A 21,459-nucleotide genomic window follows, 5' to 3' on the forward strand; every position below is an offset into this window, starting at 1 on the left:
AATTTTGGCATCATCGCTGACCACCTTCACCGACGAGGCGAGGATTGCCCTCGACACGCTGTCGGGCCGCGCCACCGGGCTTTTTTCCCCATCGCTGCGCCTCGGCGTGACGGGATTGTCCCGCGCCGGCAAAACGGTGTTCATATCGGCCCTTGTCCACAATTTGATCCATGGCGGCCGCCTGCCGCTGTTCGAGGCGCAGAAATCTGGGCGCATCGCCCGCGCCTTCCTCGAGCAGCAGCCGGACGACGCGGTGCCGCGCTTCCAGTACGAGGATCACATCGCCGCTCTGGTCAACGACCGCGCCTGGCCCGACTCGACGCGCGCCATTTCGGAACTGCGGCTGACCATCGAATATGAATCGGCTTCCGGCTGGAGCCGCATGTTTTCCTCCGGCAGATTGTCGGTCGATATCGTCGACTATCCCGGCGAATGGCTGCTCGATCTGCCGCTGCTCGGCAAATCCTTCGCCGATTTTTCGCAGGAAGCCTTCGAAATGGCCGTTCTGCCGGTGCGCGAGGACCTTTCGCAGAGCTGGCGGGCGTTGTCGTCCGGGATCGACCCGAACGCCGATGCCGACGAGATGACGGCGCGCCGCCTGGCCGAAAGCTTCGCCGCCTATCTGAAGGCCTGCAAGCTCGATGAGCGGGCGCTTTCGACCTTGCCGCCCGGCCGCTTCCTGATGCCGGGCGATCTCGAAGGCTCGCCGGCCCTGACCTTCGCGCCACTGGTCGGGATCGGCGACAAGCGTCCGCGCCCGGGGTCGCTGCACGCCATGATGGACAGGCGCTATGAGGCCTACAAGACGCATGTCGTCAAACCCTTCTTTCGCGAACACATCACGCGCCTCGATCGCCAGATCGTGCTGATCGACGCCATGCAGGCGCTGAACGCCGGCCCCGGCGCCATGGCCGACCTGGAACGCGCGGTGACCGAGATCCTCAGTTGTTTTCGCCCTGGCCGGGGCAGCTTCCTCACCGATCTGTTCTCGCGGCGCATCGACCGCATCCTGGTTGCCGCCACCAAGGCCGACCATCTGCATCACGAAAGCCATGACCGGCTGCAGGCGATCGTGCGGCGGCTTGCCGACCGCGCCGTGGCACGGGCGAATTTCACCGGCGCCGATGTCGATGTGGTCGCCATGGCGGCGGTGCGCGCGACGCGCGAAGGCACCGTCAAGCAAGGCCGAGAGACGTTGCCAGTCATTATCGGCACGCCGATCGCCGGCGAGAAGATCAATGGCGAAACCTTCAATGGAAAGACTGAAACAGCCATATTTCCCGGTGATTTACCGGAGAAAATTGATGCGGTTTTTGATCTTTCGGGAGCCGATCACAAGCAGGATGCCGCGGATCCTGCAATCCGCTTCGTCCGTTTCCGTCCGCCAAAGCTCGAACGCACGGCCGAAGGCGTCACGCTGTCGCTGCCGCATATCAGGCTCGACCGTGCCCTGCAGTTCCTGATCGGAGATCATCTGGCATGACCGCGCCCCGCAAGCCGGCGGCATTCCGCATCGAGCCGGAAGCCGAACCAAGGCAGGAGGCGCCGGAGGCGCGCCGTATCCAGACCGACACCCAGCGCAAAACCCGGCCGATGAAGACCGATGTCGCGATGGTCATCCCGGCGGAAGTCGATGTCTTCGACGAGCCTGACATCATTGCCGCGGAGCCGCCGCCGGCTATCGCCCCCAGAAAACGCTCACTGCTCGGCAGCATCTTCTTCGGCGCCTTTGGCGTGCTGGTTTCGCTGGCTGTCGGCCTGTGGACCGACCAGCTCATCCGCGACCTCTTCGCGCGCGCCGAATGGCTGGGCTGGCTGGCCGCGGGCATGGCTGCCATCGCCGTGCTGGCGCTTATGGTGATCCTGATTCGCGAGTTCCTGGCGATCGCCCGCCTTGCCGAGGTCGAAAAGCTGCAGAAGCGTGCGCTCGACGCGATCGCCCGCGACGATCCCAAGGCGGCACGATCGGTCGTCGACGAATTGTCGGCCTTTGTCGCGGCCAAACCCGAGACCGCGGCCGGCCGGCGCGCGCTGGCCGAACTGCGCGGCGAAATCATCGACGGCGGCAATCTCGTGCGCTTGGCCGAGGCTGAAATTCTCGGCCCTCTCGATGCCAGGGCGAAGGTGATGATTCTCGAAGCCGCCAAACGCGTTTCGCTGGTGACGGCGGTCAGTCCACGCGCACTGGTCGATGTCGCCTATGTCGTGTTCGAGGCCGGGCGGCTTATTCGCCGCCTGTCAGAACTCTATGGCGGACGGCCGGGAACGCTGGGTTTCTTCCGCCTGGCGCGCAGCGTGCTGGCGCATCTGGCGGTTACCGGCTCGATCGCGATCGGCGACAGTTTCGTCCAGCAGATCGTCGGCCACGGCCTGGCCGCGCGCCTTTCGGCCAAGCTTGGCGAGGGCGTCGTCAACGGCATGATGACGGCACGCATCGGCATTGCCGCGATGGAGACGGCGCGACCCCTGCCCTTCAGCGCCGCCAAGCGTCCCGGACTTGGTGATTTCCTCTCGGCGCTGACATCGTTCGCAACCAGGAAAGATGGTGAAACGACCCCATCCGGCAAGTGAGCCGGGCTGGAGTGTCTGGACCTTCGGAATTGTTACCGGACTGCTTTGCGGCGGCCCCGCGGTGACGAAGCATTAACCAATCTTGTTCATGGTCAGACGGGTTCCAAACAGCATCTTTGTTGCCGGGTGTCGTCGATGAAAAGCGTAATTCTATCCAGTGTCCTGCCCCTGGCAACGGTGATTACGGCAGTCGTCGGCATTGCCGGAGTGGCCTCTGCGGCGGAGCCGGACAAGCAGTTCTTCCAGTCCGCCGAAGGCAAGTGGATCGGTCCCGGCGAAATCGTCGCCGGCAAGTACAAAGGCACGAAGTTCAACTGCAGCTTCACCGGCTCGACGCCCGACGGCAAGGTCGGCATGTCGCTCGACGGCGGCTGTCGGGTCGGCATGTTCACCCAGCCGATGTCGGCCAAGATCGAGCGCAAGGGCCGTGAGGGCTACAAGGGCAGCTTCATGGGTGGCGCGACCGGTTCCGGCCTCGACATCATCGGCGGCAACGTCGTCGATGCCCGCAAAGTGGTCTTCACCATCAACCGCAACCAGCTGCGCGGCGTCATGCAGGCTCGCATCCCTGACGACAATTCGATGACGGTGACTATTGCCGTGCGCGTCGACGACCAGCTGGTGCCGGTGATCGGCATGAGCCTGAAGCGCGTCGACGCGGTCGAAGTCGGCTCCATCGCGCCGAACTGAACAATTCAAAAGAAAAGGCGGCGACCCAACGGTCGCCGCCTCGTTTGATCCAATCGAATCAGGGCGTTAGCCTTTGATCGTGGCCGTCAGTTCGTCATAGGCCTTGCAGGCGTCGGCCAATGTCGTAGCGCCCTGATACTTGGTTGTCACCGCCTGGACCTTGGCCGTCAGATCAGCCGCTTTGGACGGGTCCTTGGTAATCGCTTCCTGCAGCGCGGTAGCCATGTCCTGCGCCTTCTTGGTCGCGATTTCCGCCGTGCACTCGGGCGCCTTCGAGCAAGCCGAACCGGCAAGCACCGCCAGGCCGACGGCAACAAACAAAAACTTCTTCATGTCAGTCATCTCCTCAAAAAGGGCGCGACTTGATCGCCGATCACCCTCCAATGGCCGAAGCCGAGCGTCCTTAGCCTTCGATTGCGGCAAGATGCAACGTGTTCCCGGCCTCAACTTGTGTATCGCGCCTGCAACATCGGCGGCGGCCCGGATTCAGGCTATTTTATCAGCGGCAGCAAAGTTCAGCTGCGCGGCTGCAGCAGCGCCAAGACGGCGGTCGATGCGGCAAGGATAGCAGTCAGAGTCAAAGGCCCAGTCGCGCCATAGGTGTCCACGACATAGCCGCCGACAACCGCGCCGATGGTGATGGCAATTTGGAAAGAGGTGACCATCAGGCTGCCCGCTGCCTCCAGCGCATCAGGCGCCGCGCGCGACATATTGGTCGGCAGCACCACCGGCGCCATGCCAAAGGCGAAACCCCACAGCGTAACGAAGCCGAAGGCAACGCCGATATGCGAGCCCCAAAGCACCAAAGTAAGTGCCGCAACCGCCATCAACGCTGCGGTGACTGCGAGGGCCATGTGGATGTTGGTGTCGGCCATGCGGCCGCCGGCAACATTACCGATCACGGCAGCGATGCCAAACCCGAGCAGAGCCAGGGCAATCGGTCCGGTTGTAAGGAGTGTCACCTGTTCGAGGAAGGGACGCACATAGACCGAGCCGGCAAAATGCCCCGTCATCAGCAAAACAATAGCCAGCATGCCGAGTTGGATGCCGCGCCGCCGGGTCAGCCGAAATACATCTGCAAGGCTGTTGCTTGCCGTTGCAGGCAAGGTCGGCAGGCTGAGAAACTGCAGCAACATGGCAAGCGCGGCCAGCCCCGCCGTCATGGCCATGGCACTGCGCCACCCTATCCAGTCACTGATCAGCGCGCCCATCGACGGTGCGGCAATGGTGGCAAGCGAGACGCCGAGGGTGACGATCGCCATGCCCCGACCTGTCGCATTGGCGCCAACCAGCCTCGCCACGACGGCGACCGAAAGTGCCCAGAAAGCGCTGAGAGCGATGCCCAGTCCGGCCCGGCCCAACAGCAACAGCCAGAAATCGGTCGCCAGCGCCGCCAGGATATTGGAACCGACCGCAAGGGCGCTGAGACCAACCAGCACCGCCTTGCGGTTCAAGCGGCCGATGAGAACATTGCTCAACATGGCCGTCACGGCGCCGACGGAAGCGGTGGCGGTGACGACCTGGCCGGCCGTCCCCTCGCTGATGCCGAGATCGCGTGCCATTGGCGTCAGCAGACCTGCGGGCAGGAATTCGGCAGACACCAGGGCAAAGCTGGTGGCCGCCAATGAAATGACCGCGAACCAAGTGGCTGCGCTCCACGCGGCTGGTGCATCGGCATCAAGGCCAATCGCGGCGTCTTCAAGCTGTAATGTTGTGTTAGTCACGGAAAGATCTCCAAAGTTTGGAGGTCTTAAATAGGCGAGTCCGCTCGGATGATATGTATCTTAGAATCCGAAATTCATATCCATTCGTCCGGGAATTGTGCGACGCACAACGCCCGGCGAGACATTGGTGATGCGCTTGAACGCTCGCGCGAAGGATGCCTCGGAATCATAGCCCAAACGGGTAGCGACTTCGGCAACCGACAAGCCGTTTTGGCCCAGCAATTCGCGGGCAAGCTGCATACGCAGGCGGGCGAGATAGTGTGCGGCACCCTCTCCCAATACCGCACTGAAACGCTCGGCGAAAATCGAACGCGATTGGCCTGCCACGCCGGCCAGGCTTCCCAGCGTCCAGTTGTGGCCGGGGTCGCGGTGCATGGCCGCCAAAGCGCGGCCTATATGGGGGTCGCGGATGGCTGCGAGCCAACCGGTGGTCGAGGCTCCGTTGCAATTGACCCAGCAGCGTATGAGCCGGGCCGTCAGCAAGTCGGCCATACGCGACAGAATCGTGGCGCTGCCCATCTGCGGTTGCGAGGCCTCCACCGTCATGGCCGCCAGCAAAGGACCGACGACCGGGTCATTGCCGGCCACGTCGCAACCCTTGATGACAGGCGGCATCAACGTGATCAATGGGTTGAGCGCATAGGAGTCCAAGGCCATGGAGCCGCAGAAAAGGGTGCTCGTCGCTCCCGTTCCTTGCCGTACCACTTCGCAGACGTTGCCCCCCAACTTGATCACCTGGCAACCTTCGAGCGAGTCCCCTGCAACGTCCGGCGCGCTCGCCAGCCGATGGGCGATGCCTTGCGGCAGCAGCACCAGATCGCCATCGCGCAACTCCTGCCAGCCTTGCGATTCAGTATGAATCCAGCACGGGCCCTGGCCGACAAAGTGAAACCGAAGCAGCTGTTGTTGCGGAAAGTCTATGCTCCATGGGTGCCGGAGCTCGCAGCGACCATAGTTGACACCACTCAAGCGAAAGTCTTGTAAAACTTCGCTGAGCGCATCCATCGGGATATGTGGCGTCGAAGACGGCCGGGACGAATAGTCAGGCATATACGAGATATAGATGCCGAACGTCCGGCAGGCAAGCGGGGACCGTTGTTCCACCAGGGGAATCGCTGCAACGGCACCCTACCTTTCCCGGCAGATTTCTCGCCTTGCCTCCCGCTCCAACTGCATGCAAGGAGTGCTGTGCGACACAGGGACAAGAGGCATGGCGGCGGAAGCATCGGGCAGTGATCTGGTTCAGGTGGTGGCGCTGCTTGCTGCCGGTGTCGTCGCCGTCCCCATCTTCAAGCGCATGGGCCTCGGCTCGATCCTCGGCTATCTGGCTGCCGGCGTGGTGATCGGCCCGTTCGGCCTCGGCGTCTTTTCCGAATCGGAAGCCATTCTTCATGTCGCCGAACTCGGCGTGGTGATGTTCCTGTTCATCATCGGGCTGGAAATGCAGCCATCGCGGCTGTGGGGCCTGCGCCGTGAGATCTTTGGCCTCGGTGCGTTGCAGGTCGGCGTCTGCGCGCTTCTGCTGACCGGTGTCGGCATGGCGGGAGGGTTTCCGATCGCGCAATCCTTCGTCGCCGGCGCCGGCTTCGTGCTGACCTCGACGGCGATCGTCATGCAACTCCTGGAGGAACGCGGTGAAATCGCCGCGCCGAAAGGCCAGCGCATCGTATCGGTCCTGCTGCTCGAGGATCTTGCCATCGTGCCCCTGCTGGCCCTGATCGCGTTCCTGGCACCCGGTGGAGCCGACACCAGCCTGTCGGAGCGGCTGTCCGAGGTCGGCATCGGCCTCGCCGCGATCGTCGGCCTGGTGGTGGCCGGCCGCTATCTGCTCAACCCGTTCTTCCGCATCCTGGCGGATGCCCGTGCCCGCGAGGTGATGACCGCCGCGGCACTTCTGGTCGTCCTTGGGTCAGCCCTCGCCATGCAGCTCAGCGGCCTGTCGATGGCGATGGGTGCCTTCCTGGCCGGCGTGCTTTTGTCCGAATCGACCTTCCGGCACCAACTCGAAGCCGACATCGAACCCTTCCGCGGCATCCTGCTCGGTCTGTTCTTTCTTGCCGTTGGCATGTCGCTCGACCTGCATGTGGTCGCGGCGAACTGGCGGCTGATCGCCGTCTATGTCGTCGCCTACATGGTGATGAAGGCGTTCGGCATCTACATCGTCGCCCGTATCCTGAAGTCAGGCCACCGCGAAGCGCTTGAGCGCGCGGTCTTCATGGCACAAGGCGGCGAATTCGCCTTTGTCCTTTACTCGGCGGCCGCGGCGGTCGGCATCATAGACGGCCAGGCCAACGCGACGCTGACGGCGATCGTCATCATCTCCATGGTGCTGACGCCGCTGGCGATCATCGCCTTGCGCTATCTGACGCCGCGCGACGAGCAGTCGCTCGACGGCGTCGATGTCGCCGATGGCCTGACCGGCAGCGTGCTGGTCATTGGCTTCGGCCGCTTCGGCCAGATCGCGAGCCAGCCGCTGCTGCTGCGCGGCATCGACGTCTCGATCATCGACAATGACGTCGAAATGATCCAGGCGGCGGCCGATTTCGGCTTCAAGGTCTACTATGGCGACGGCACGCGACTGGACATCCTGCATGCCGCCGGTGCCGGCCGGGCGCGCGCCGTGCTGATCTGCGTCGACAAGGCCGATGTGGCTGTTCGCATCGCCCAGCTGATCAAGGCCGAATTCCCACTGCTCATAGTCCTGGCCCGCGCATTCGACCGTGGAACGGCGCTGCAGCTCATCCGTGCCGGCGTCGACTACCAACTGCGCGAAACCTTCGAATCCGCACTTGTTTTCGGCGGCTCGGCACTGGAATCGCTGGGCGTCGATCCCGAAGACGTGGCTGAAACGATCGAAGACGTCAGGCGCCGCGACACCGATCGCTTCGAAACCCAGCTTGCCGAAGGCATTCGCGCCGGACAGCGCTTCCTGAGAGGCAATATCGGCACGCCGATTCCGACACCGCTCTCCACGCCGCGCCGGCCTGGTCAGGCACTCAATGAAGAGACCGCGGGTGTGCTGCACAAGTCCGAACCCGCCGATTGAACAAGGAACTATGCATGGAATTGGACAGCCGGGCCCTATCGGTCACCAAATTCTGGCGCGATGCCGGCGAGGATGCCTGGTTCGAGAAGAACGAAGCATTCGATGCCGAGTTCCGCGACCGCTTTCTCGGCCTGCACTATGCCGCCGCTCGGCGTGAATGCGACGACTGGCTGGAACATGCCGAAGGCGCGCTGGCGCTGATGATCCTGCTCGATCAGTTTCCGCGGAACTGTTTTCGCGGCACCGGCCATATGTACGCGACCGATCCGCTCGCCAGATATTTCGCAGAGAGGGCGGTCGCGGCCGGCCATGACCTGGCACTCGAGGAAGAACTCCGCGTTTTCCTCTACCTGCCGTACGAGCATTCGGAACTGCTGGCCGACCAGGACATTTCGGTCGAGCTGACGCAGGCCAGGGCCGAGCCCTACCTGAAATACGCTGTCGAACACCGCGACATCATTCAGCATTTCGGCCGTTTTCCGCATCGAAACAGGATGCTCGGCCGCGAAACCACGGTGCAGGAGCAGGCGTTCCTGGATGGTGGCGGCTTCTCGGGCTAAAAGTTCGGCCGTCGCCTTGCCCAGAAATCAGGCCAGCCACCAATCCCGGCCGGACGACAATCGCTCGATGCCTGAAGTATCGACGGCGACCAGGCGGTCGGTGATGCTGCGGCCGCTGACAACCAGGCCGGGCGCGATCTCGGCCAGTGGCGCCAGCACGAAGGCGCGCTCCAGCATGCGCGGATGCGGCACCTCCAGCCCGGTCTCGTGGATGACGCGGTCGCCGAACACCAGAATGTCGATATCGATCAGCCGCGGCCCCCAGCGCTCCTCCCGGACCCGCTTCAGCTTGCGCTCCGCATCGAGGCAGAGGTCGAGCAAGGCACGCGGTGCAAGCACGGTGGAAATCTCGGCGGCCGCATTGAGAAAATCCGGCTGATCGAGCTTGCCCCAGGGCGGCGTGCGATAAAGCGACGAGACGCCGGTGACGCGCGTATCCGCGTCGGCATCCAGCATTCGCAGCGCCGCGCCCATGGATTTCGCCGGATCGCCAAGATTGCCGCCAAGGCTGAGATAAACGGTACTATTCGGGCCAGACAACGGTCACCTCGACATAATCGAGCACGCCGGGCACCGGTGCGTTCGGCTTGCGCACCGTGATCTCGGCTTTCTTTATCTGCGGAAAACGCGCCGTCAGCGCACGGGCCACTTCGAGCGCCAGCGACTCGATCAGAAAACGGCGCTGCCCGGTGATGATCTTTTCAATGACGGTGAATGCAATGCCGTAGTGGACCGTATCCTCGATGGAATCCTCGGCAAGCGCCCGGCCTGGATCGACGGTGAGAACGGCATCGACATAGAAGCGCTGGCCGAGCCTTTCCTCCTCGTCCAGCACGCCGTGCCGGGCAAAGAAAGCGCAGTTCTTCATGCGGATGACATACATCGCTCAGTTTCTCGCCCGGTCCGTCTGACGCGCCAGCATAGCATCCGCAAGCGCCAAAGCGTCCACGTTGAATGCGACATCGTGGACGCGAAACAGATCGGCGCCCTGGAGCCTCAATATAACGCTGGTCGCCGCTGTTCCGACCCCTCTGTCGGCGGCATCACGGCCGGTGACCGTGCCGATGAAGCGTTTTCGCGACGTACCGACCATCAGCGGCAAGCCGAGTGCATGCAATTCCGAAAAGCGTGCCATCAGGTCGAGATTTTCCTCCGCCGTCTCCTTGGCGAATCCGAAACCGGGATCGAGCACGATATGATCGTCGGCGATGCCGTTCTGGCGGGCGATTTCCAGCGACTTTCGCAGGAACGTCAGTTGGTCGGCAATCACATCCGGCAGCTTCTGGCGATCCCGCCCGGTATGCATGATGACAAGCCCGGCGCCGGTGTCGGCAGCGACACGCGCAATATCGGGCTCGCGCTGCAAACCCCAGACATCGTTGACGATATGCGCGCCGGCGGCAACCGCCAGCCGCGCCGTGTCGGCGCGATAGGTGTCGACCGAAATCAGCACCTCGCTCACGCCCGCCAGCGCTTCGATCACAGGCAGGATGCGGGCCTGTTCCTGGCTCGCCGATACCGCGGCAGCACCTGGGCGCGTCGATTCTCCGCCGACATCGACAACCAGTGCCCCTTCCCCGATCATGCGGCGCGCCTGGGCCAGCGCCTTTTCAGGGGCGTCGAACTGGCCGCCATCGGAAAAGCTATCGGGCGTGACATTGAGGATGCCGACGACCACGGCCTTGCCGCCAAGGTCGAGATGGCGTCCATGCGCCAACTGCCATCGCCTGGCCGTCATTGCTCATCGACCATGGAGTTCATCAATCATGTGTGATCCCTGGCGGATCAATTTCATTGCGCCGGCAACGGCCGTAAAGCAAGGTGGTCGAAGAGGCAACATGATGAAACGATCCATGCTTGGCATAAAAAAACCGTCCTTGGGCGTGAAACAATCCTTGGCTTGCGCGCTGCTGCTCGCCATGACCCCGCTTCCGGCGGCTGCCGCCAATCTCGTCAAGACGTACAGCTATTTCGCCATCGGCGGCAGCACGCTCGACGACATCGAGGCACAACTCTCCAAACGCGGGCCGGAGGTGAAAAGCACAGGCACGCGGCACCCGGGCGCCACGCAAATGGCCTTCACCACCCGTATCAGCTACGCGCAGACGCCGAGTTCCTGCCGGATCGCCGACGCGGTGGTGACCGTCAAGGTGAAGGTGATCCTTCCCGAGTGGCGCCGCCCGCGCAAAGCAGATGCCGATGTCAGGCTGTTCTGGGATACGCTGTCCGCCGACATCAAGCGCCATGAGGAGCGCCATGTCGAAATCGCCAAGAACCATGGCGGCGAACTCGAAGAGGCCTTGAAGGCCACCTACCCGCAAAAGAACTGCGACGCCGCCAAGGCCAAGGCGGCCGCGATCACCGCGGCTGTCCTGGCCAGGCACGACCGCGCCCAGCTTCAGTTCGACCGCGTCGAAAGCGTCAATTTCGAAAGCCGCATCTTGCGGCTGCTGCGCTACCGCATGGAGCGCATCGGGAACGGCCGACTGCCGCCGACCTGAACGCACCCGAACTGAAGCCAAATTCGCCGAAGCGTAGTGCCAGATTCGAAAAACTTTCGAGCCGCTGTCGAAACCGGCCTATATGGGACGACATATATCAGGCTCGCCAGACGCGAGCATAAAACACCAATGCGATCCGCACGGTCGAGAAACCGGAACGGCTGAACAGCGCCGGTCAAATCGCAAGCTTATGGATGAACGATCATGGACCAGGCTGTCGATAACAAAACGATGGCGGAAACCGGCACGCCGATAACAGAGAGCGAAAAGAACGCCATTATCGGCGGCGTGCTGTTGTCGATGCTGTTGGCGGCACTCGATCAGACCATTGTCGCGCCGGCCATGCCGACCATCGGGCATGCGCTCGGAAACGCACACTATCTGCCATGGATCGTCACCGGTTATCTCCTGACCGCTACCGCCGTGGCCCCGCTCTACGGCAAGATTTCCGATGTCTACGGACGCCGGCCAACCGTCTATGCCGCGATCCTGATCTTTTTGGCGGGATCGCTGGTCAGTGCGATGGCTCCCAACATGTTTGTGCTGGTTGTCGGGCGGGCGATCCAGGGCGCCGGCGGCGGCGGCTTGTTCGCTTTGACGCAGACCGTCGTCGGCGATCTCGTTCCGCCGCGCGAGCGGGCACGCTATGCCGCCTGGTTCTCCGGCACATGGGCCGTCGCCAGCGTTGCCGGTCCGTTGCTCGGCGGCACTTTCGCCGAGCACCTGCACTGGTCACTGATCTTCTGGATCAACATTCCGCTTGGTGTTCTTGCGATGGCGATCATCAACAAGCCGCTCAAGAAACTGCCCGTTGCCGCAAAGCGCCATCGTATCGACGGCCTGGGCGCGTTGCTTCTGATCATTGCCACGGCGCTGCTGCTGCTCGCATTGAACTGGGGCGGCAGCGCCTATCCCTGGATTTCGCTTGAAGTCATCGGCGTTCTCTGCGGTTCGGCGATTTTCTGGGGCGCTTTTGCCTTGCGGCTTATGCGAGCCGCCGAGCCGCTCATCTCACTCGAAGTGCTTGGCAATCCAATCGTTCTGGCGGGCACGCTTTCGATGTTCCTGCTTCAGGCCGCAAGCGTCGGCATGGCTGTGTACCTGCCCGTCTATCTTCAGACGGTGCTTGGCCTGTCAGCAGCAGAGTCGGGCATCGCGATGCTTGGGCTTTTGCTGGGGACCGTCGGCGGCGCGGCATTCAGCGGGCGCATGATACCGCATTTCACCCACTACAAGCGCATTGCAATGGTGGGCGTCGTCTTCAGCATGCTGTGCCTCTGCCTGCTGGCCGTCGTCGCAGGATATGCAACGCTGCTGGAGGTAGAGGTCTTGACGATCTGCATCGGGTTTGGAACCGGAACGACGTTTCCGGTCACCACCGTGTCGGTGCAAAACGCCGTCGATCGCGTGCATCTCGGCGTCGCGACGGGCGTGCTGACATTCCTGCGGTCGCTTGGCAGTGCGCTTGGTGTCGCGATGCTCGGCGCGGTCGCTCTGGGTTACGGCTTGCCGCTTGCCGGTGAAGGCATGCGGATCGTGGGCCATAGCGCGACGGTCGAGCCGTTCGTGATGATCTTTGCCGTCGCCGCCGCTACATTGCTGCTGGGGCTGATCACGCTGACGCTGATGCCCGAAAAGGAGCTTCGCGGTTACGCCGACAATGCGGCGCCGATCCTCGCCGAGTAAGCTTCAGCCGGAGACGCCGAGCTTCTTCTGCAGGCTGGTCGATGAGGTCGTGTACTGGAAAACGATGCGCTCGCCGGGGCTGATGATGCGCTTGGCGGCCTGCGCCATCAGCGCCACTTCGTGGAAGCCCGACAGGATCAGCTTCAGCTTGCCCGGATACCAGTTGATGTCGCCGACCGCGAAGATACCGGGCACCGATGTCTGGAACTTCTCGGTATCGACCGGAATAAGGTTCTCGTGAAGGTTGAGGCCCCACTCCGCGATCGGTCCGAGCTTCATGGTCAGGCCGAAGAACGGCAGCATGCGCGTGCAAGGCACCTCGACATCCCCGTCCGGTCCCTTGATGGTGGCCGATGACAGTTGGCCGTCGGCACCGGTCAATCCGGTCACCTGCCCGACCTGGAACTCCAGCTGCTTCATTTCCTGCATGGCATACATCTTGTTGACGCTGTCGGGGGCGGCACGGAACTCGGGCCGCCGGTGCACCAGCGTCACGCTCTTTGCCACCGGCTGCAGGTTCAGCGTCCAGTCGAGTGCCGAGTCACCGCCGCCGACAATGACGAGGTCGTGGCCTCGAAAATCCTCCATCCGGCGCACCGAATAGAAGACACTCTTGCCTTCATAGGGCTCTATGCCGGGGATCGGCGGACGCTTGGGCTGGAAAGAGCCGCCGCCGGCGGCAATCACCACCACCTTGGCCTCGAACACCTCATTTTCGTCGGTGGTGACGCGAAAACTGCCGTCCTCCAGTTTTTCCAGGCTGGAAACCATTCGGTTGTAGCTGAAATCAGGCTTGAACGGCGCGATCTGTTCGAGCAATTTGTCGACCAGCCCCTGCGCCGAGATCGAAGGCCAGCCTGGAATGTCGTAGATCGGCTTTTCCGGATAGAGCTCCGCGCACTGGCCGCCCGGCCGATCAAGAATGTCGATCAGGTGGCACTTCATGTCGAACAGGCCGAGCTCGAACACGGCAAACAGGCCAACCGGCCCTGCCCCGACAATAAGCACGTCTGTCCTGGTGATGTCGGTCATGCCTGTGCCTCACTGCGCATGACCCCGAAAATCGGATCGATTTTCGGAAAGGATCATGCGCAAATAAAAGTGCTACAGCGTCCTTTGCGCCTCCAAGAGGACGCGCGGCGCTGTAGTGAAACAGCAGGACACTGCATGACCATCGCTCCGCTGCCAAGCCACAGCGGGAAAAATCAGTTGGCAAAGATACCGCTTATCCCTGGCGGGCAGGCACCCGTACGACCAGGCCGTCAAGCGCATCGCGGACCTTGATCTGGCATGACAGGCGCGAGTTGGGCTGGACGTCGTAGGCGAAGTCCAGCATGTCCTCTTCCATCGCTTCCGGCTCGCCGACTTCAGCCGTCCAGGCTTCGTCGACATAGACGTGACAGGTGGCACAGGCGCAGGCACCGCCGCATTCGGCCTCGATCCCGGGCACGGCGTTGCGGATCGCGTTCTCCATGACCGTAGAGCCGTTCTCGGCGTCCATGTCGAAATGCGTGCCGTCATGGGCAATGAAAGTCAGCTTGGTCATTTGTCACCTGAAGGGAGTTCCAGCCGAGATAATCACTCCGGCTGACAAGTCAACTGCCGCATGAAAGCGCCGCCCGATGACGTTTTTCCGCAAATCGGGTTCGGCGCGGATTCAGCGGTTGATGGCGGCGATGAAATCGCGCACTTCGTCGATCAGCGTGCCAAGCCGCTTGAGCGTCTGGCCGTCTTCCGGCCGGTGCTCGATCTCGGTGGCGCAATCGGCGATGGCAAAGGCGCCGACGCCCCGTGCCGAACCCTTTAATCCATGGGCGAGCAGAAGCCGGTCCTTGATGTCGGCGTCGACTATTCTGTCGCGCACGGACAGCGCCTGCTGTACAAACAGCGCCAGCACCTCTTGCTCAAGGCTGCGGTCGCCCATCGTCTGGCGGGCAAGGTGTGCCAAATCGACCGGCCGTGACCGCCTTGGTCCGGATACGTCGCCCCCGGGCATTGAGAAGGCAATGCCGCTTTCGCCACGCATAAACTCGAACTCCGTTTCTTCGATTCGCCCAAAAACCTAGGCGAATCCAATGGACAACGGGTTAATGAATGGCCGGGAAAAATGTTGCCAAAGCGGCGCCCAAATCACAGTTCCGTTAACCTTATATTTAAAGTTTTACGTATCCCGCGGAATGCATGTTTTCTTTACCCCCCTGTGTCATTACGATACGAGGGGTCCATTTTCAGCCTCCTGCGCGGGGCAAGACAAACAGAATTATAAGCCCGCGGCAGCTAGTACAGGGTAGCGAAGGCATGGCAAAGAAACCAACGACGACGAGAACTCTCGACAGCGACGTGGCCAGGGAACTGGAAAAGGCGCTCGATCTCGACCTCAGCAACGAGATCGGCAGCGGCGACCTCGACATCGCGGCTTCGATGGAGGATCTGGAAGCTCAGATATCCCAGGCGGCCGACGAGCTGGCGCGCGAGGGACGCAATCATAAGCCGGAACAGAACCCGGAGCCCGTGGTCAATCAGAACCAGGCCGCAAAACCCGCGCCAAAAGCCAAGCCTGCCGAGTTGCGCCCCGTGGAAACACGCAATGGCGCCCAGCCCGCGGGTTTCGCGCCGGCCAATGACGATCGCCAGAAGGATTACAAGACGCTCCTGCACAGCCTCAACAGGCGTGCCTCGAACACCATTTACTGGGTCGTCGCCTTCGTTTCGCTCGCCTGGTTCGCCGGCGCCGGCGGTTTGGCCAATCTGCTTTTCGGACCGAGCATCTGGAGAATCCGTACGCTCGACCAGTTCCTTGCCCGTCCGGAACTGATCGGCCTCGCCGTCGCGGCCATCGTGCCCGTCATTCTGTTCTGGGCCTTCGCCGCCATGATTCGCCGCGCCCAGGAAATGCGCATCGCCGCACAGTCGATGACCGAAGTGGCCTTCCGCCTGACCGAACCGGAAAACCTAGCCCAGGATCGCGTCATGATGATCGGCCAGGCCGTTCGTCGCGAGGTCGCGGCCATGGGCGAAGGCATCGAACGCACGCTTGCCCGCGCCGTCGAACTGGAAACGCTGGTCCACAGCGAAGTCAACCAGATCGAACGCTCCTATTCCGAGAATGAATCCCGCATCCGTTCGCTGGTCGACGGGCTCGGCAGCGAGCGCGAAGCGGTCGTCACCCATGCCGAGCGCGTTCGCGCCTCGATCACCGGCGCGCATGAGACGCTGAAGGACGAGATCGGCGCCGCCTCCGACATCATCCGCGACTCGATCCTCAATGCATCGACCAAATTGTCGATGACGATCACCAATTCCGGCGACACGCTCATCGATCGCATCAACGAAAGCTCGATGTCGATCTTCGATTCGGTCGAAGGCCGGCTCGATTCGATCACCGACCGGCTGTCGACCTCGGGCGAGGCCTTCGCCAGCCTGCTCGACACCCGCATTGCCAAGCTGACGGACACCACGGACGGCCTGACGCGGTCCTTGACCGATCTGCTGGACGATCGCACCACCGGCATGGTGTCGCTGCTCGGCGGTGCCGCGCGCACCCTCAATTCCGAATTCGAGGCCAGCCTCAACGGCATCGAGCGCACGCTCGCCGAACGCGGCCAGGCACTGATCAGCGAGTTCCAGACCCGCGCCGAGGCGCTCGACACCGGAACGCAGAAGCTCAATGCGGCACTCGAGGCCCGCGCCCGCCAGATCAACGAAACGCTGGTCGAGCGCGCCCGTGAAATCGCGCACACCTTCGCCGAGAGCAAGGACACGCTGTCGGCGATGATCGATCAGGGCAAGACCCAGATCGGCGCCGACATGGCCGACATCGTCACCTCGACCTCCTCCATGCTCGAAGCCCGCGCCAGCGACTTCGCCGGGCGCATGGAAGCCGCCCGCCACGTCGTGTCGCGTTCGTTCGACAGCGACATCCAGCGGCTCGCCGACGCCCGCGTCGGCATCGAGGAAGCTGTCGAGAACCACAGCAGGAAACTGTCCGAAAGCCGCGAGCGCATGGCCGCGGCCATGGAGGCCGACCTGGCGAAGTTCGCCGAGGGCCGCGCCGGCATCGATGCGGCGGTGACCAACCAGGTACAGAAGCTGGCCGAAGGCCGCAGCCTGATCTCGCGTGCTCTCGAAGAGGATCTGCGCAAGGTCAATGAATCACGGGCGGCCATCGATGCATCGCTCGGCAGCCATCTCGAAAGGCTGGAAGAAGGTCGCAACAGGCTCTCCACTGCCTTGAACGAAGACTCCGGGAAACTGGTGCAAGCTCGTACGATCATTGATGAAATGGTCGCAGGCCATGTCGGAAAACTCGCCGAGGGCCGCAACATCCTGTCGCGCGCTTTGGAAGCCGATCTCGGCAAACTGTCCGACAGCCGCGCCGACATCGACGGTCTGGTCGCCGGTCAGGTGGAAAAGATCGCCGAAGGCCGCGCCGTGCTCGCCAAGGCGTTGGAAAACGACATCGTCGGCATCAAGAGCCTCATCGAAACCCATTCCGCCAAACTGGCAGAGGACCGCACGCAGCTTTCCCATTCGCTCGACAATGATCTGTCCGGCATACGCGGCCTGATCGAAGGGCATTCAGGACGCCTCGCCGAAGACCGCAGCCTGCTGTCGCAGACCCTTGAAGCCGACCTTGCCAAGCTGGCCGAAAGCCGTTCGAGCATCGACGGTCTGGTCGCCGGTCAGGTCGAGAAGCTGGCCGAAGGCCGCGACATTCTCAAGCGCGCGCTGGAATCCGACCTGAACACGATCAAGGGCGTTATATCGAGCCAGTCGGAAAAGCTGGCCGAGGATCGCGGTCAGCTTTCCCGGGTCCTGGAAGCCGATCTGCAGAATGTGAACAGCGTCATCGCCGATCACATGAACAAGCTCGTCCAGGACCGCTCCGCCCTGTCGAGGGCCCTTGAGGAAGATCTCGCCAAGCTGGCCGACAGCCGTTCCAGCATCGACGGGCTCGTCGCCGGTCAGGTCGAGAAGCTTTCCGAGGGTCGCGACATCCTGCGGCGCGCTCTGGAATCCGACCTCAATGCGATCAAGGGGACCATTGCCGATCAGTCGCAGAAGCTGGTCGATGACCGGGCACAGTTCGCCCGGGCGCTCGAGGCCGATCTCGAAAGCGTCAACGGCCTGGTCAACAGCCATTCCGAACGGCTCGCCCAGGATCGTTCAACACTGTCGAGGTCACTTGAGGCCGATCTGGAAAACGTCGGTGGCCTCGTCAACAGCCACGCGGAAAGGCTTGTCCAGGAGCGCTCGACCCTGTCGAAGGCGCTCGAGGACGATCTCGCCAAGCTGGCCGAGAGCCGCTCCAGCATCGATGGGCTGGTCGCCGGCCAGGTCGAGAAGCTCGCCGAAGGCCGCGACGTTCTCAAGCGCGCGCTGGAAGCCGATCTGGCCAAGCTGGCCGAAAGCCGCTCCAGCATCGACGGCCTGGTCGCCGGCCAGGTCGAGAAACTGGCCGAGGGCCGCGACATTCTCAAACGCGCCCTCGAAGCTGACCTGCAGAAGCTGACCGAAAGCCGCAGCGATATCGACGACGTCATCGCCGGACATGTCGGCAAGCTGTCCGAAGGTCGCAATATGCTGACCCGCGCGCTGGAAGACGATCTCGGCAAGCTCGCCGAAACCCGCAAGGACGTCGACCGCTCACTCTCCGGCCACATCGACCAGATCGCCGCCAGAAGCTCGGACATCTCTGCCGCGATTGCGGGAGACGTCGAGAAGATCGAGCAGGCGTTCAGCCGTCAGACCGGCATCATCGAGGAGCGCGCCGGCACCATGGAGCGTGCGCTCTCGACAGGCGTCGACAACGTCCGCGCCGTGCTCGAGAAGAGCGCCGTGTTTGTCGCCGGCGCCCTGCGCGAGAAGGTGCTGGAAGTCACCAGCACCCTGCACGAGCAGGCCGGTGCCGCGTTCAGCGACGCCGACCGCAAGATCGCCGAGCGCGCCGAGCAGACCTCCGCCGCCCTGCTGGCGCGGGCCGAAGACATCGCCCGCACCTTCGAGGATGCAGACCGTCGCCTGCACGCCCGTGCGGAAGATACGTCGAGCGCCTTGCTTGCCCGTGCGGACGACACGTCCAGCTCGCTGCTGGCCCGCGCCCACGAAACCGCCGATCAGCTGGCTGCTCGCGCAAGTGAGATCGCCGGCACCTTCGAAGCGGCGGACCAGAAGCTCGCCGCCCGCGCCCAGGAAACCGCCGATCAGCTGACCGCGCGGGCTCAGGACACCGCCGACCATCTGGCAGCTCGTGCAAGCGAGATTGCCGGCACGTTCGATGCCGCCGACCAGAAGCTGGTCGCCCGCGCCATCGAAACGGCCCAGTCGCTGGCCGCCCGCGCCGGCGACATCCTGCGCAACTTCGAAGGCGCCGACCAGCGGCTCGGTATGCGCATCGGCGAATCTGCCGAAGCGCTTGCCGCACGCGCATCGGACCTTGGCCGCATCTTCGATGCCGCCGACCAGCAGCTCGTCTCGCGCATTGCCGAAGGTTCGGAAGCGCTGTCGAGCCGTGCCTCGGAAATCGGCCGTATCTTCGACGACGCGGATCAACGTCTGGTGTCGCGCATCGCCAGCAGCACCACCACGATCGGCGAGCATGCCGAGACCATCGTCGGTGCCTTTGCCGATACCGAGCAAAGGGTCGCCGAACGCGCCAGGCGGACTGGCCAGGAAATGGCCGTGCACGCCCGCGAAATCGAGCAGGCGCTTGCCGGCGCCGACGAGCGGCTCGCCTCGAGCGCGGCGGCCGCGGCCGCCCGTGTCGAAGAGCAGGTCTCAGGCGTCGAGAACCGCCTCGCCTTCACGGCCGAGACGATGGGCCAGAAGCTTAACGAACAGGTGTCGAATGCCGAGGCGCAACTCGTCTCGCGCGCCAATGTGATCGCCGAGACCTTCACGGCGGTTGGCCAGCATATCGGCCAGAGCACCAACGATGCCGCCAAGACGATCGGCGCCAACACCCGCGAACTCAACACCATGCTCGCCGCACGTTCGGCCGAAATGTCGAAGATCCTCGACGAAACCGCACGGCCCTTGGTCGAGCGTTTCGCCCAGGGCGGCTCGGACCTGGAAAAGAGCATGGAAGAGGTCACCGAACGCGCCACCGAGAAGCTGCGCAGCGAGAATGCCGCGCTTGTCGACGCACTCGCGAACCGCACCGCCGAAACCTTGTCGGCGGTCGAGGGCGCCCGCTCGTCGCTGTCCGACAGCGTCGCCGATCTCATCGGCCGGATGACCAAGTCCAGTTCGCAGCTCGGCCAGCTGATCGAGCAGGCCGCGGTCAATCTCGGCCAGGTAGATGAACGCCTGAGCGGCAGCACGCAAAGCTTCGCCGCCACCACCGAGAAAGCGGCGCAGACCTTCGCCAGCTCGGCGCGACTGGTCGATTCGAACACGACAAGGCTGACGGAACTGTCGTCGTCCACCTTGCGCGAGGTGGCGTCGATCGCCACCAAGTTCGACGAGCACAGCCGCCTGCTCTCCAGCGCTTCGGACCTGTTGAGCTCGGCCCAGAGCAACCTCGAACACACGCTCGAACGGCAGTCGTCACTTGAGGACCTTGCCGTCGGCCTGGTCAAGAAGTCGGAAGATCTCGAAAGGGTCATGCGCTCCTTCGAAAATCTCGTCGGCCAGACGCTGCAGAACGCCGAAGGCAAGACGATGGAATCGGCCGACAAGATCCGCAACGCCATCACCGACGTCGTCGATTCGGCAACCAAGCGCTTCGCCGATGCGACCGAAGAGATGCGGCGCACCGCGGGCTCGATCAAAAGCGAACTCGACCTGACCCGGGCCGAGCTCAAGAAGGGCGTCATCGAAATGCCCGAAGAGGCAAAGGAATCGACCTCGGCCATCCGCCGCGCCGTTTCCGAGCAGATCAACGCCCTCAAGGAGCTTTCGGACATCGTGGCCAAGTCCGGCCGCGGCGGCGGTGACGGATCAGAACCACGCAACCTGCGCCCGGCGCCGCAAGCGCCGGCCGCACGCGCTGCCGAGCCGCCGCGCCGCGCACCGGCACCGCAGCCGGACCTGCGCACGCCTCAGGCGCCCTTGGGCGGCCCTGCATTGCGAGGCACGCTCGACCTTGAGCGTCCTGCCGAGGCGGCACCGCGTCCGCGCGGCGATGCCAGCGCCCGCACGCCTCAGGGCGGATGGGTGCGCGATCTGCTTACCGCGGCATCGAACGATGAGGACCTCAGGTCGGCAGCCCCTACGGCCCCCGTGGAAGCGCAGCGCGCTACCCCTGCCCAGCGCTCGCCCCTGCATGTCGTGGAATCGCTGAACTCGCTCTCCGTCGATATCGCGCGAGCCATCGACCACGATGCTTCGATCGAGCTGTGGAACCGCTACCGGCGTGGCGAACGTGACGTGTTCACGCGGCGGCTCTATACGCTGAAGGGACAGCAGACGTTCGACGAGATTCGTCGCAAGTATCAGGCCGAGGCCGAGTTCCGCGCCGCCGTCGACCGCTACTGCGACGATTTCGAGAAGCTGCTCAAGGATGTCTCGCGCAACGACCGTGACAACATCATGGCGCAGACCTACCTGACGTCGGACACCGGCAAGGTCTACACAATGCTAGCCCACGCCAGCGGTCGCCTGCACTAGCCGGCATACGACGGAACTGAAGAGGCGGGGCCACGGCCCCGCCTCTTGCATTCGAGAAACGTCTCGACGCC

Annotated in this window: 18 protein-coding genes; 8 read left to right on the forward strand and 10 right to left on the reverse strand. The window is 63.3% G+C overall.

Going from position 1 to position 21,459, the window contains the following annotated elements; all coding sequences use genetic code 11:
* The first annotated feature begins 4 nt into the window (after positions 1 to 4).
* The 3 genes from NKH52_RS20635 (at position 5) to NKH52_RS20645 (ending at position 3,261) form a co-directional block, all read left to right on the forward strand.
* Positions 5 to 1,483, forward strand: a complete 1,479-nt coding sequence (locus NKH52_RS20635; RefSeq protein WP_352732935.1) for a YcjX family GTP-binding protein — start codon at positions 5 to 7, stop codon at positions 1,481 to 1,483.
* Positions 1,480 to 2,571, forward strand: coding sequence for a YcjF family protein (locus tag NKH52_RS20640; protein WP_352732937.1), 1,092 nt, complete (start codon positions 1,480 to 1,482; stop codon positions 2,569 to 2,571). Before NKH52_RS20635 ends, NKH52_RS20640 begins: the two co-directional genes overlap by 4 nt.
* A gap of 135 nt (positions 2,572 to 2,706) precedes the next feature.
* A complete protein-coding gene (locus NKH52_RS20645; RefSeq protein ID WP_023813027.1) occupies positions 2,707 to 3,261 on the forward strand; it encodes a hypothetical protein in 555 nt (184 codons plus the stop codon).
* Positions 3,262 to 3,327: 66 nt separating this feature from the next.
* Here the strand turns inward: NKH52_RS20645 and NKH52_RS20650 are convergent, their stop codons facing one another.
* The 3 genes from NKH52_RS20650 to NKH52_RS20660 all read right to left on the reverse strand — a co-directional run bounded on the left by NKH52_RS20650 (position 3,328) and on the right by NKH52_RS20660 (position 6,035).
* Entirely contained in the window at positions 3,328 to 3,594 is a 267-nt protein-coding gene (locus tag NKH52_RS20650; protein ID WP_127271315.1) for a hypothetical protein, read from the reverse strand.
* Positions 3,595 to 3,776: 182 nt separating this feature from the next.
* Positions 3,777 to 4,985 carry an MFS transporter gene (locus NKH52_RS20655; RefSeq protein ID WP_352732940.1) on the reverse strand — a complete coding sequence of 403 codons (1,209 nt, stop codon included), beginning with the start codon at positions 4,983 to 4,985 and terminating at the stop codon, positions 3,777 to 3,779.
* 60 nt (positions 4,986 to 5,045) lie between these two features.
* On the reverse strand, positions 5,046 to 6,035 hold the full coding sequence (locus tag NKH52_RS20660; RefSeq protein ID WP_023813030.1) for an AraC family transcriptional regulator: 990 nt from the start codon (positions 6,033 to 6,035) through the stop codon (positions 5,046 to 5,048).
* A 160-nt stretch (positions 6,036 to 6,195) separates the two neighbouring features.
* Between NKH52_RS20660 and NKH52_RS20665 the strand changes: the two genes are divergently transcribed.
* Positions 6,196 to 8,031 carry a monovalent cation:proton antiporter-2 (CPA2) family protein gene (locus tag NKH52_RS20665; protein ID WP_352732943.1) on the forward strand — a complete coding sequence of 612 codons (1,836 nt, stop codon included), beginning with the start codon at positions 6,196 to 6,198 and terminating at the stop codon, positions 8,029 to 8,031.
* A gap of 14 nt (positions 8,032 to 8,045) precedes the next feature.
* Positions 8,046 to 8,591 (forward strand): DUF924 family protein, encoded by a 546-nt coding sequence (locus NKH52_RS20670; protein ID WP_127295930.1) that lies wholly within the window; start codon positions 8,046 to 8,048, stop codon positions 8,589 to 8,591.
* A 27-nt stretch (positions 8,592 to 8,618) separates the two neighbouring features.
* On the opposite strand, the gene folK is transcribed toward NKH52_RS20670, so the two are convergent.
* From folK to NKH52_RS20690, 4 genes are read right to left on the reverse strand one after another with little or no spacing between them, the layout of a single operon-like run.
* Positions 8,619 to 9,131, reverse strand: a complete 513-nt coding sequence (gene folK / locus NKH52_RS20675; RefSeq protein ID WP_127272685.1) for a 2-amino-4-hydroxy-6-hydroxymethyldihydropteridine diphosphokinase — start codon at positions 9,129 to 9,131, stop codon at positions 8,619 to 8,621.
* On the reverse strand, positions 9,115 to 9,474 hold the full coding sequence (gene folB / locus NKH52_RS20680) for a dihydroneopterin aldolase (protein ID WP_023813034.1): 360 nt from the start codon (positions 9,472 to 9,474) through the stop codon (positions 9,115 to 9,117). The genes folK and folB overlap by 17 nt, the downstream gene beginning before the upstream one ends.
* Before the next feature lie 3 nt (positions 9,475 to 9,477).
* Positions 9,478 to 10,329 (reverse strand): dihydropteroate synthase, encoded by an 852-nt coding sequence (gene folP, locus NKH52_RS20685; RefSeq protein WP_352732945.1) that lies wholly within the window; start codon positions 10,327 to 10,329, stop codon positions 9,478 to 9,480.
* A gap of 3 nt (positions 10,330 to 10,332) precedes the next feature.
* Complete coding sequence (locus NKH52_RS20690; protein ID WP_196815348.1) at positions 10,333 to 10,512, reverse strand: hypothetical protein; 180 nt, start codon at positions 10,510 to 10,512, stop codon at positions 10,333 to 10,335.
* Between NKH52_RS20690 and NKH52_RS20695 the strand changes: the two genes are divergently transcribed.
* Both NKH52_RS20695 and NKH52_RS20700 read left to right on the forward strand, forming a co-directional pair.
* Positions 10,433 to 11,092: a DUF922 domain-containing Zn-dependent protease gene (locus tag NKH52_RS20695; protein ID WP_352733081.1), complete on the forward strand. Its 660-nt coding sequence runs from the start codon at positions 10,433 to 10,435 to the stop codon at positions 11,090 to 11,092. The genes NKH52_RS20690 and NKH52_RS20695 overlap by 80 nt on opposite strands.
* Before the next feature lie 204 nt (positions 11,093 to 11,296).
* Positions 11,297 to 12,778 carry an MDR family MFS transporter gene (locus NKH52_RS20700; RefSeq protein ID WP_352732948.1) on the forward strand — a complete coding sequence of 494 codons (1,482 nt, stop codon included), beginning with the start codon at positions 11,297 to 11,299 and terminating at the stop codon, positions 12,776 to 12,778.
* Positions 12,779 to 12,781: 3 nt separating this feature from the next.
* Here the strand turns inward: NKH52_RS20700 and NKH52_RS20705 are convergent, their stop codons facing one another.
* The 3 genes from NKH52_RS20705 to NKH52_RS20715 all read right to left on the reverse strand — a co-directional run bounded on the left by NKH52_RS20705 (position 12,782) and on the right by NKH52_RS20715 (position 14,804).
* Positions 12,782 to 13,810: an NAD(P)/FAD-dependent oxidoreductase gene (locus tag NKH52_RS20705; RefSeq protein WP_013531877.1), complete on the reverse strand. Its 1,029-nt coding sequence runs from the start codon at positions 13,808 to 13,810 to the stop codon at positions 12,782 to 12,784.
* A 193-nt stretch (positions 13,811 to 14,003) separates the two neighbouring features.
* Positions 14,004 to 14,324: a 2Fe-2S iron-sulfur cluster-binding protein gene (locus NKH52_RS20710; protein ID WP_013531878.1), complete on the reverse strand. Its 321-nt coding sequence runs from the start codon at positions 14,322 to 14,324 to the stop codon at positions 14,004 to 14,006.
* Between the two features lie 111 nt (positions 14,325 to 14,435).
* Positions 14,436 to 14,804, reverse strand: coding sequence for an Hpt domain-containing protein (locus tag NKH52_RS20715; RefSeq protein ID WP_023813039.1), 369 nt, complete (start codon positions 14,802 to 14,804; stop codon positions 14,436 to 14,438).
* A 272-nt stretch (positions 14,805 to 15,076) separates the two neighbouring features.
* Here NKH52_RS20715 and NKH52_RS20720 point away from each other — a divergent pair, with 272 nt between their 5' ends.
* Positions 15,077 to 21,388: a coiled-coil domain-containing protein gene (locus NKH52_RS20720; RefSeq protein WP_352732951.1), complete on the forward strand. Its 6,312-nt coding sequence runs from the start codon at positions 15,077 to 15,079 to the stop codon at positions 21,386 to 21,388.
* Positions 21,389 to 21,459 lie beyond the last annotated feature (71 nt).

This window comes from Mesorhizobium sp. M1066 (assembly GCF_040318635.1).
Taxonomy (GTDB): Bacteria; Pseudomonadota; Alphaproteobacteria; order Rhizobiales; family Rhizobiaceae; genus Mesorhizobium.

Bases quoted from the DNA above. Each gene is read 5' to 3' on its own strand.
- NKH52_RS20645 (WP_023813027.1), top strand. From the start codon at position 2,707: ATGAAAAGCGTAATTCTATCCAGTGTCCTGCCCCTGGCAACGGTGATT.
- NKH52_RS20705 (WP_013531877.1), bottom strand. From the start codon at position 13,810: ATGACCGACATCACCAGGACAGACGTGCTTATTGTCGGGGCAGGGCCG.
- NKH52_RS20640 (WP_352732937.1), top strand. From the start codon at position 1,480: ATGACCGCGCCCCGCAAGCCGGCGGCATTCCGCATCGAGCCGGAAGCC.
- NKH52_RS20695 (WP_352733081.1), top strand. From the start codon at position 10,433: ATGAAACGATCCATGCTTGGCATAAAAAAACCGTCCTTGGGCGTGAAA.
- NKH52_RS20690 (WP_196815348.1), bottom strand. From the start codon at position 10,512: ATGGCGAGCAGCAGCGCGCAAGCCAAGGATTGTTTCACGCCCAAGGAC.
- NKH52_RS20665 (WP_352732943.1), top strand. From the start codon at position 6,196: ATGGCGGCGGAAGCATCGGGCAGTGATCTGGTTCAGGTGGTGGCGCTG.
- NKH52_RS20720 (WP_352732951.1), top strand. From the start codon at position 15,077: ATGGCAAAGAAACCAACGACGACGAGAACTCTCGACAGCGACGTGGCC.
- NKH52_RS20715 (WP_023813039.1), bottom strand. From the start codon at position 14,804: ATGCGTGGCGAAAGCGGCATTGCCTTCTCAATGCCCGGGGGCGACGTA.
- NKH52_RS20670 (WP_127295930.1), top strand. From the start codon at position 8,046: ATGGAATTGGACAGCCGGGCCCTATCGGTCACCAAATTCTGGCGCGAT.
- NKH52_RS20700 (WP_352732948.1), top strand. From the start codon at position 11,297: ATGGACCAGGCTGTCGATAACAAAACGATGGCGGAAACCGGCACGCCG.
- folP (WP_352732945.1), bottom strand. From the start codon at position 10,329: ATGACGGCCAGGCGATGGCAGTTGGCGCATGGACGCCATCTCGACCTT.
- folB (WP_023813034.1), bottom strand. From the start codon at position 9,474: ATGTATGTCATCCGCATGAAGAACTGCGCTTTCTTTGCCCGGCACGGC.
- NKH52_RS20660 (WP_023813030.1), bottom strand. From the start codon at position 6,035: ATGCCTGACTATTCGTCCCGGCCGTCTTCGACGCCACATATCCCGATG.
- NKH52_RS20710 (WP_013531878.1), bottom strand. From the start codon at position 14,324: ATGACCAAGCTGACTTTCATTGCCCATGACGGCACGCATTTCGACATG.
- NKH52_RS20650 (WP_127271315.1), bottom strand. From the start codon at position 3,594: ATGAAGAAGTTTTTGTTTGTTGCCGTCGGCCTGGCGGTGCTTGCCGGT.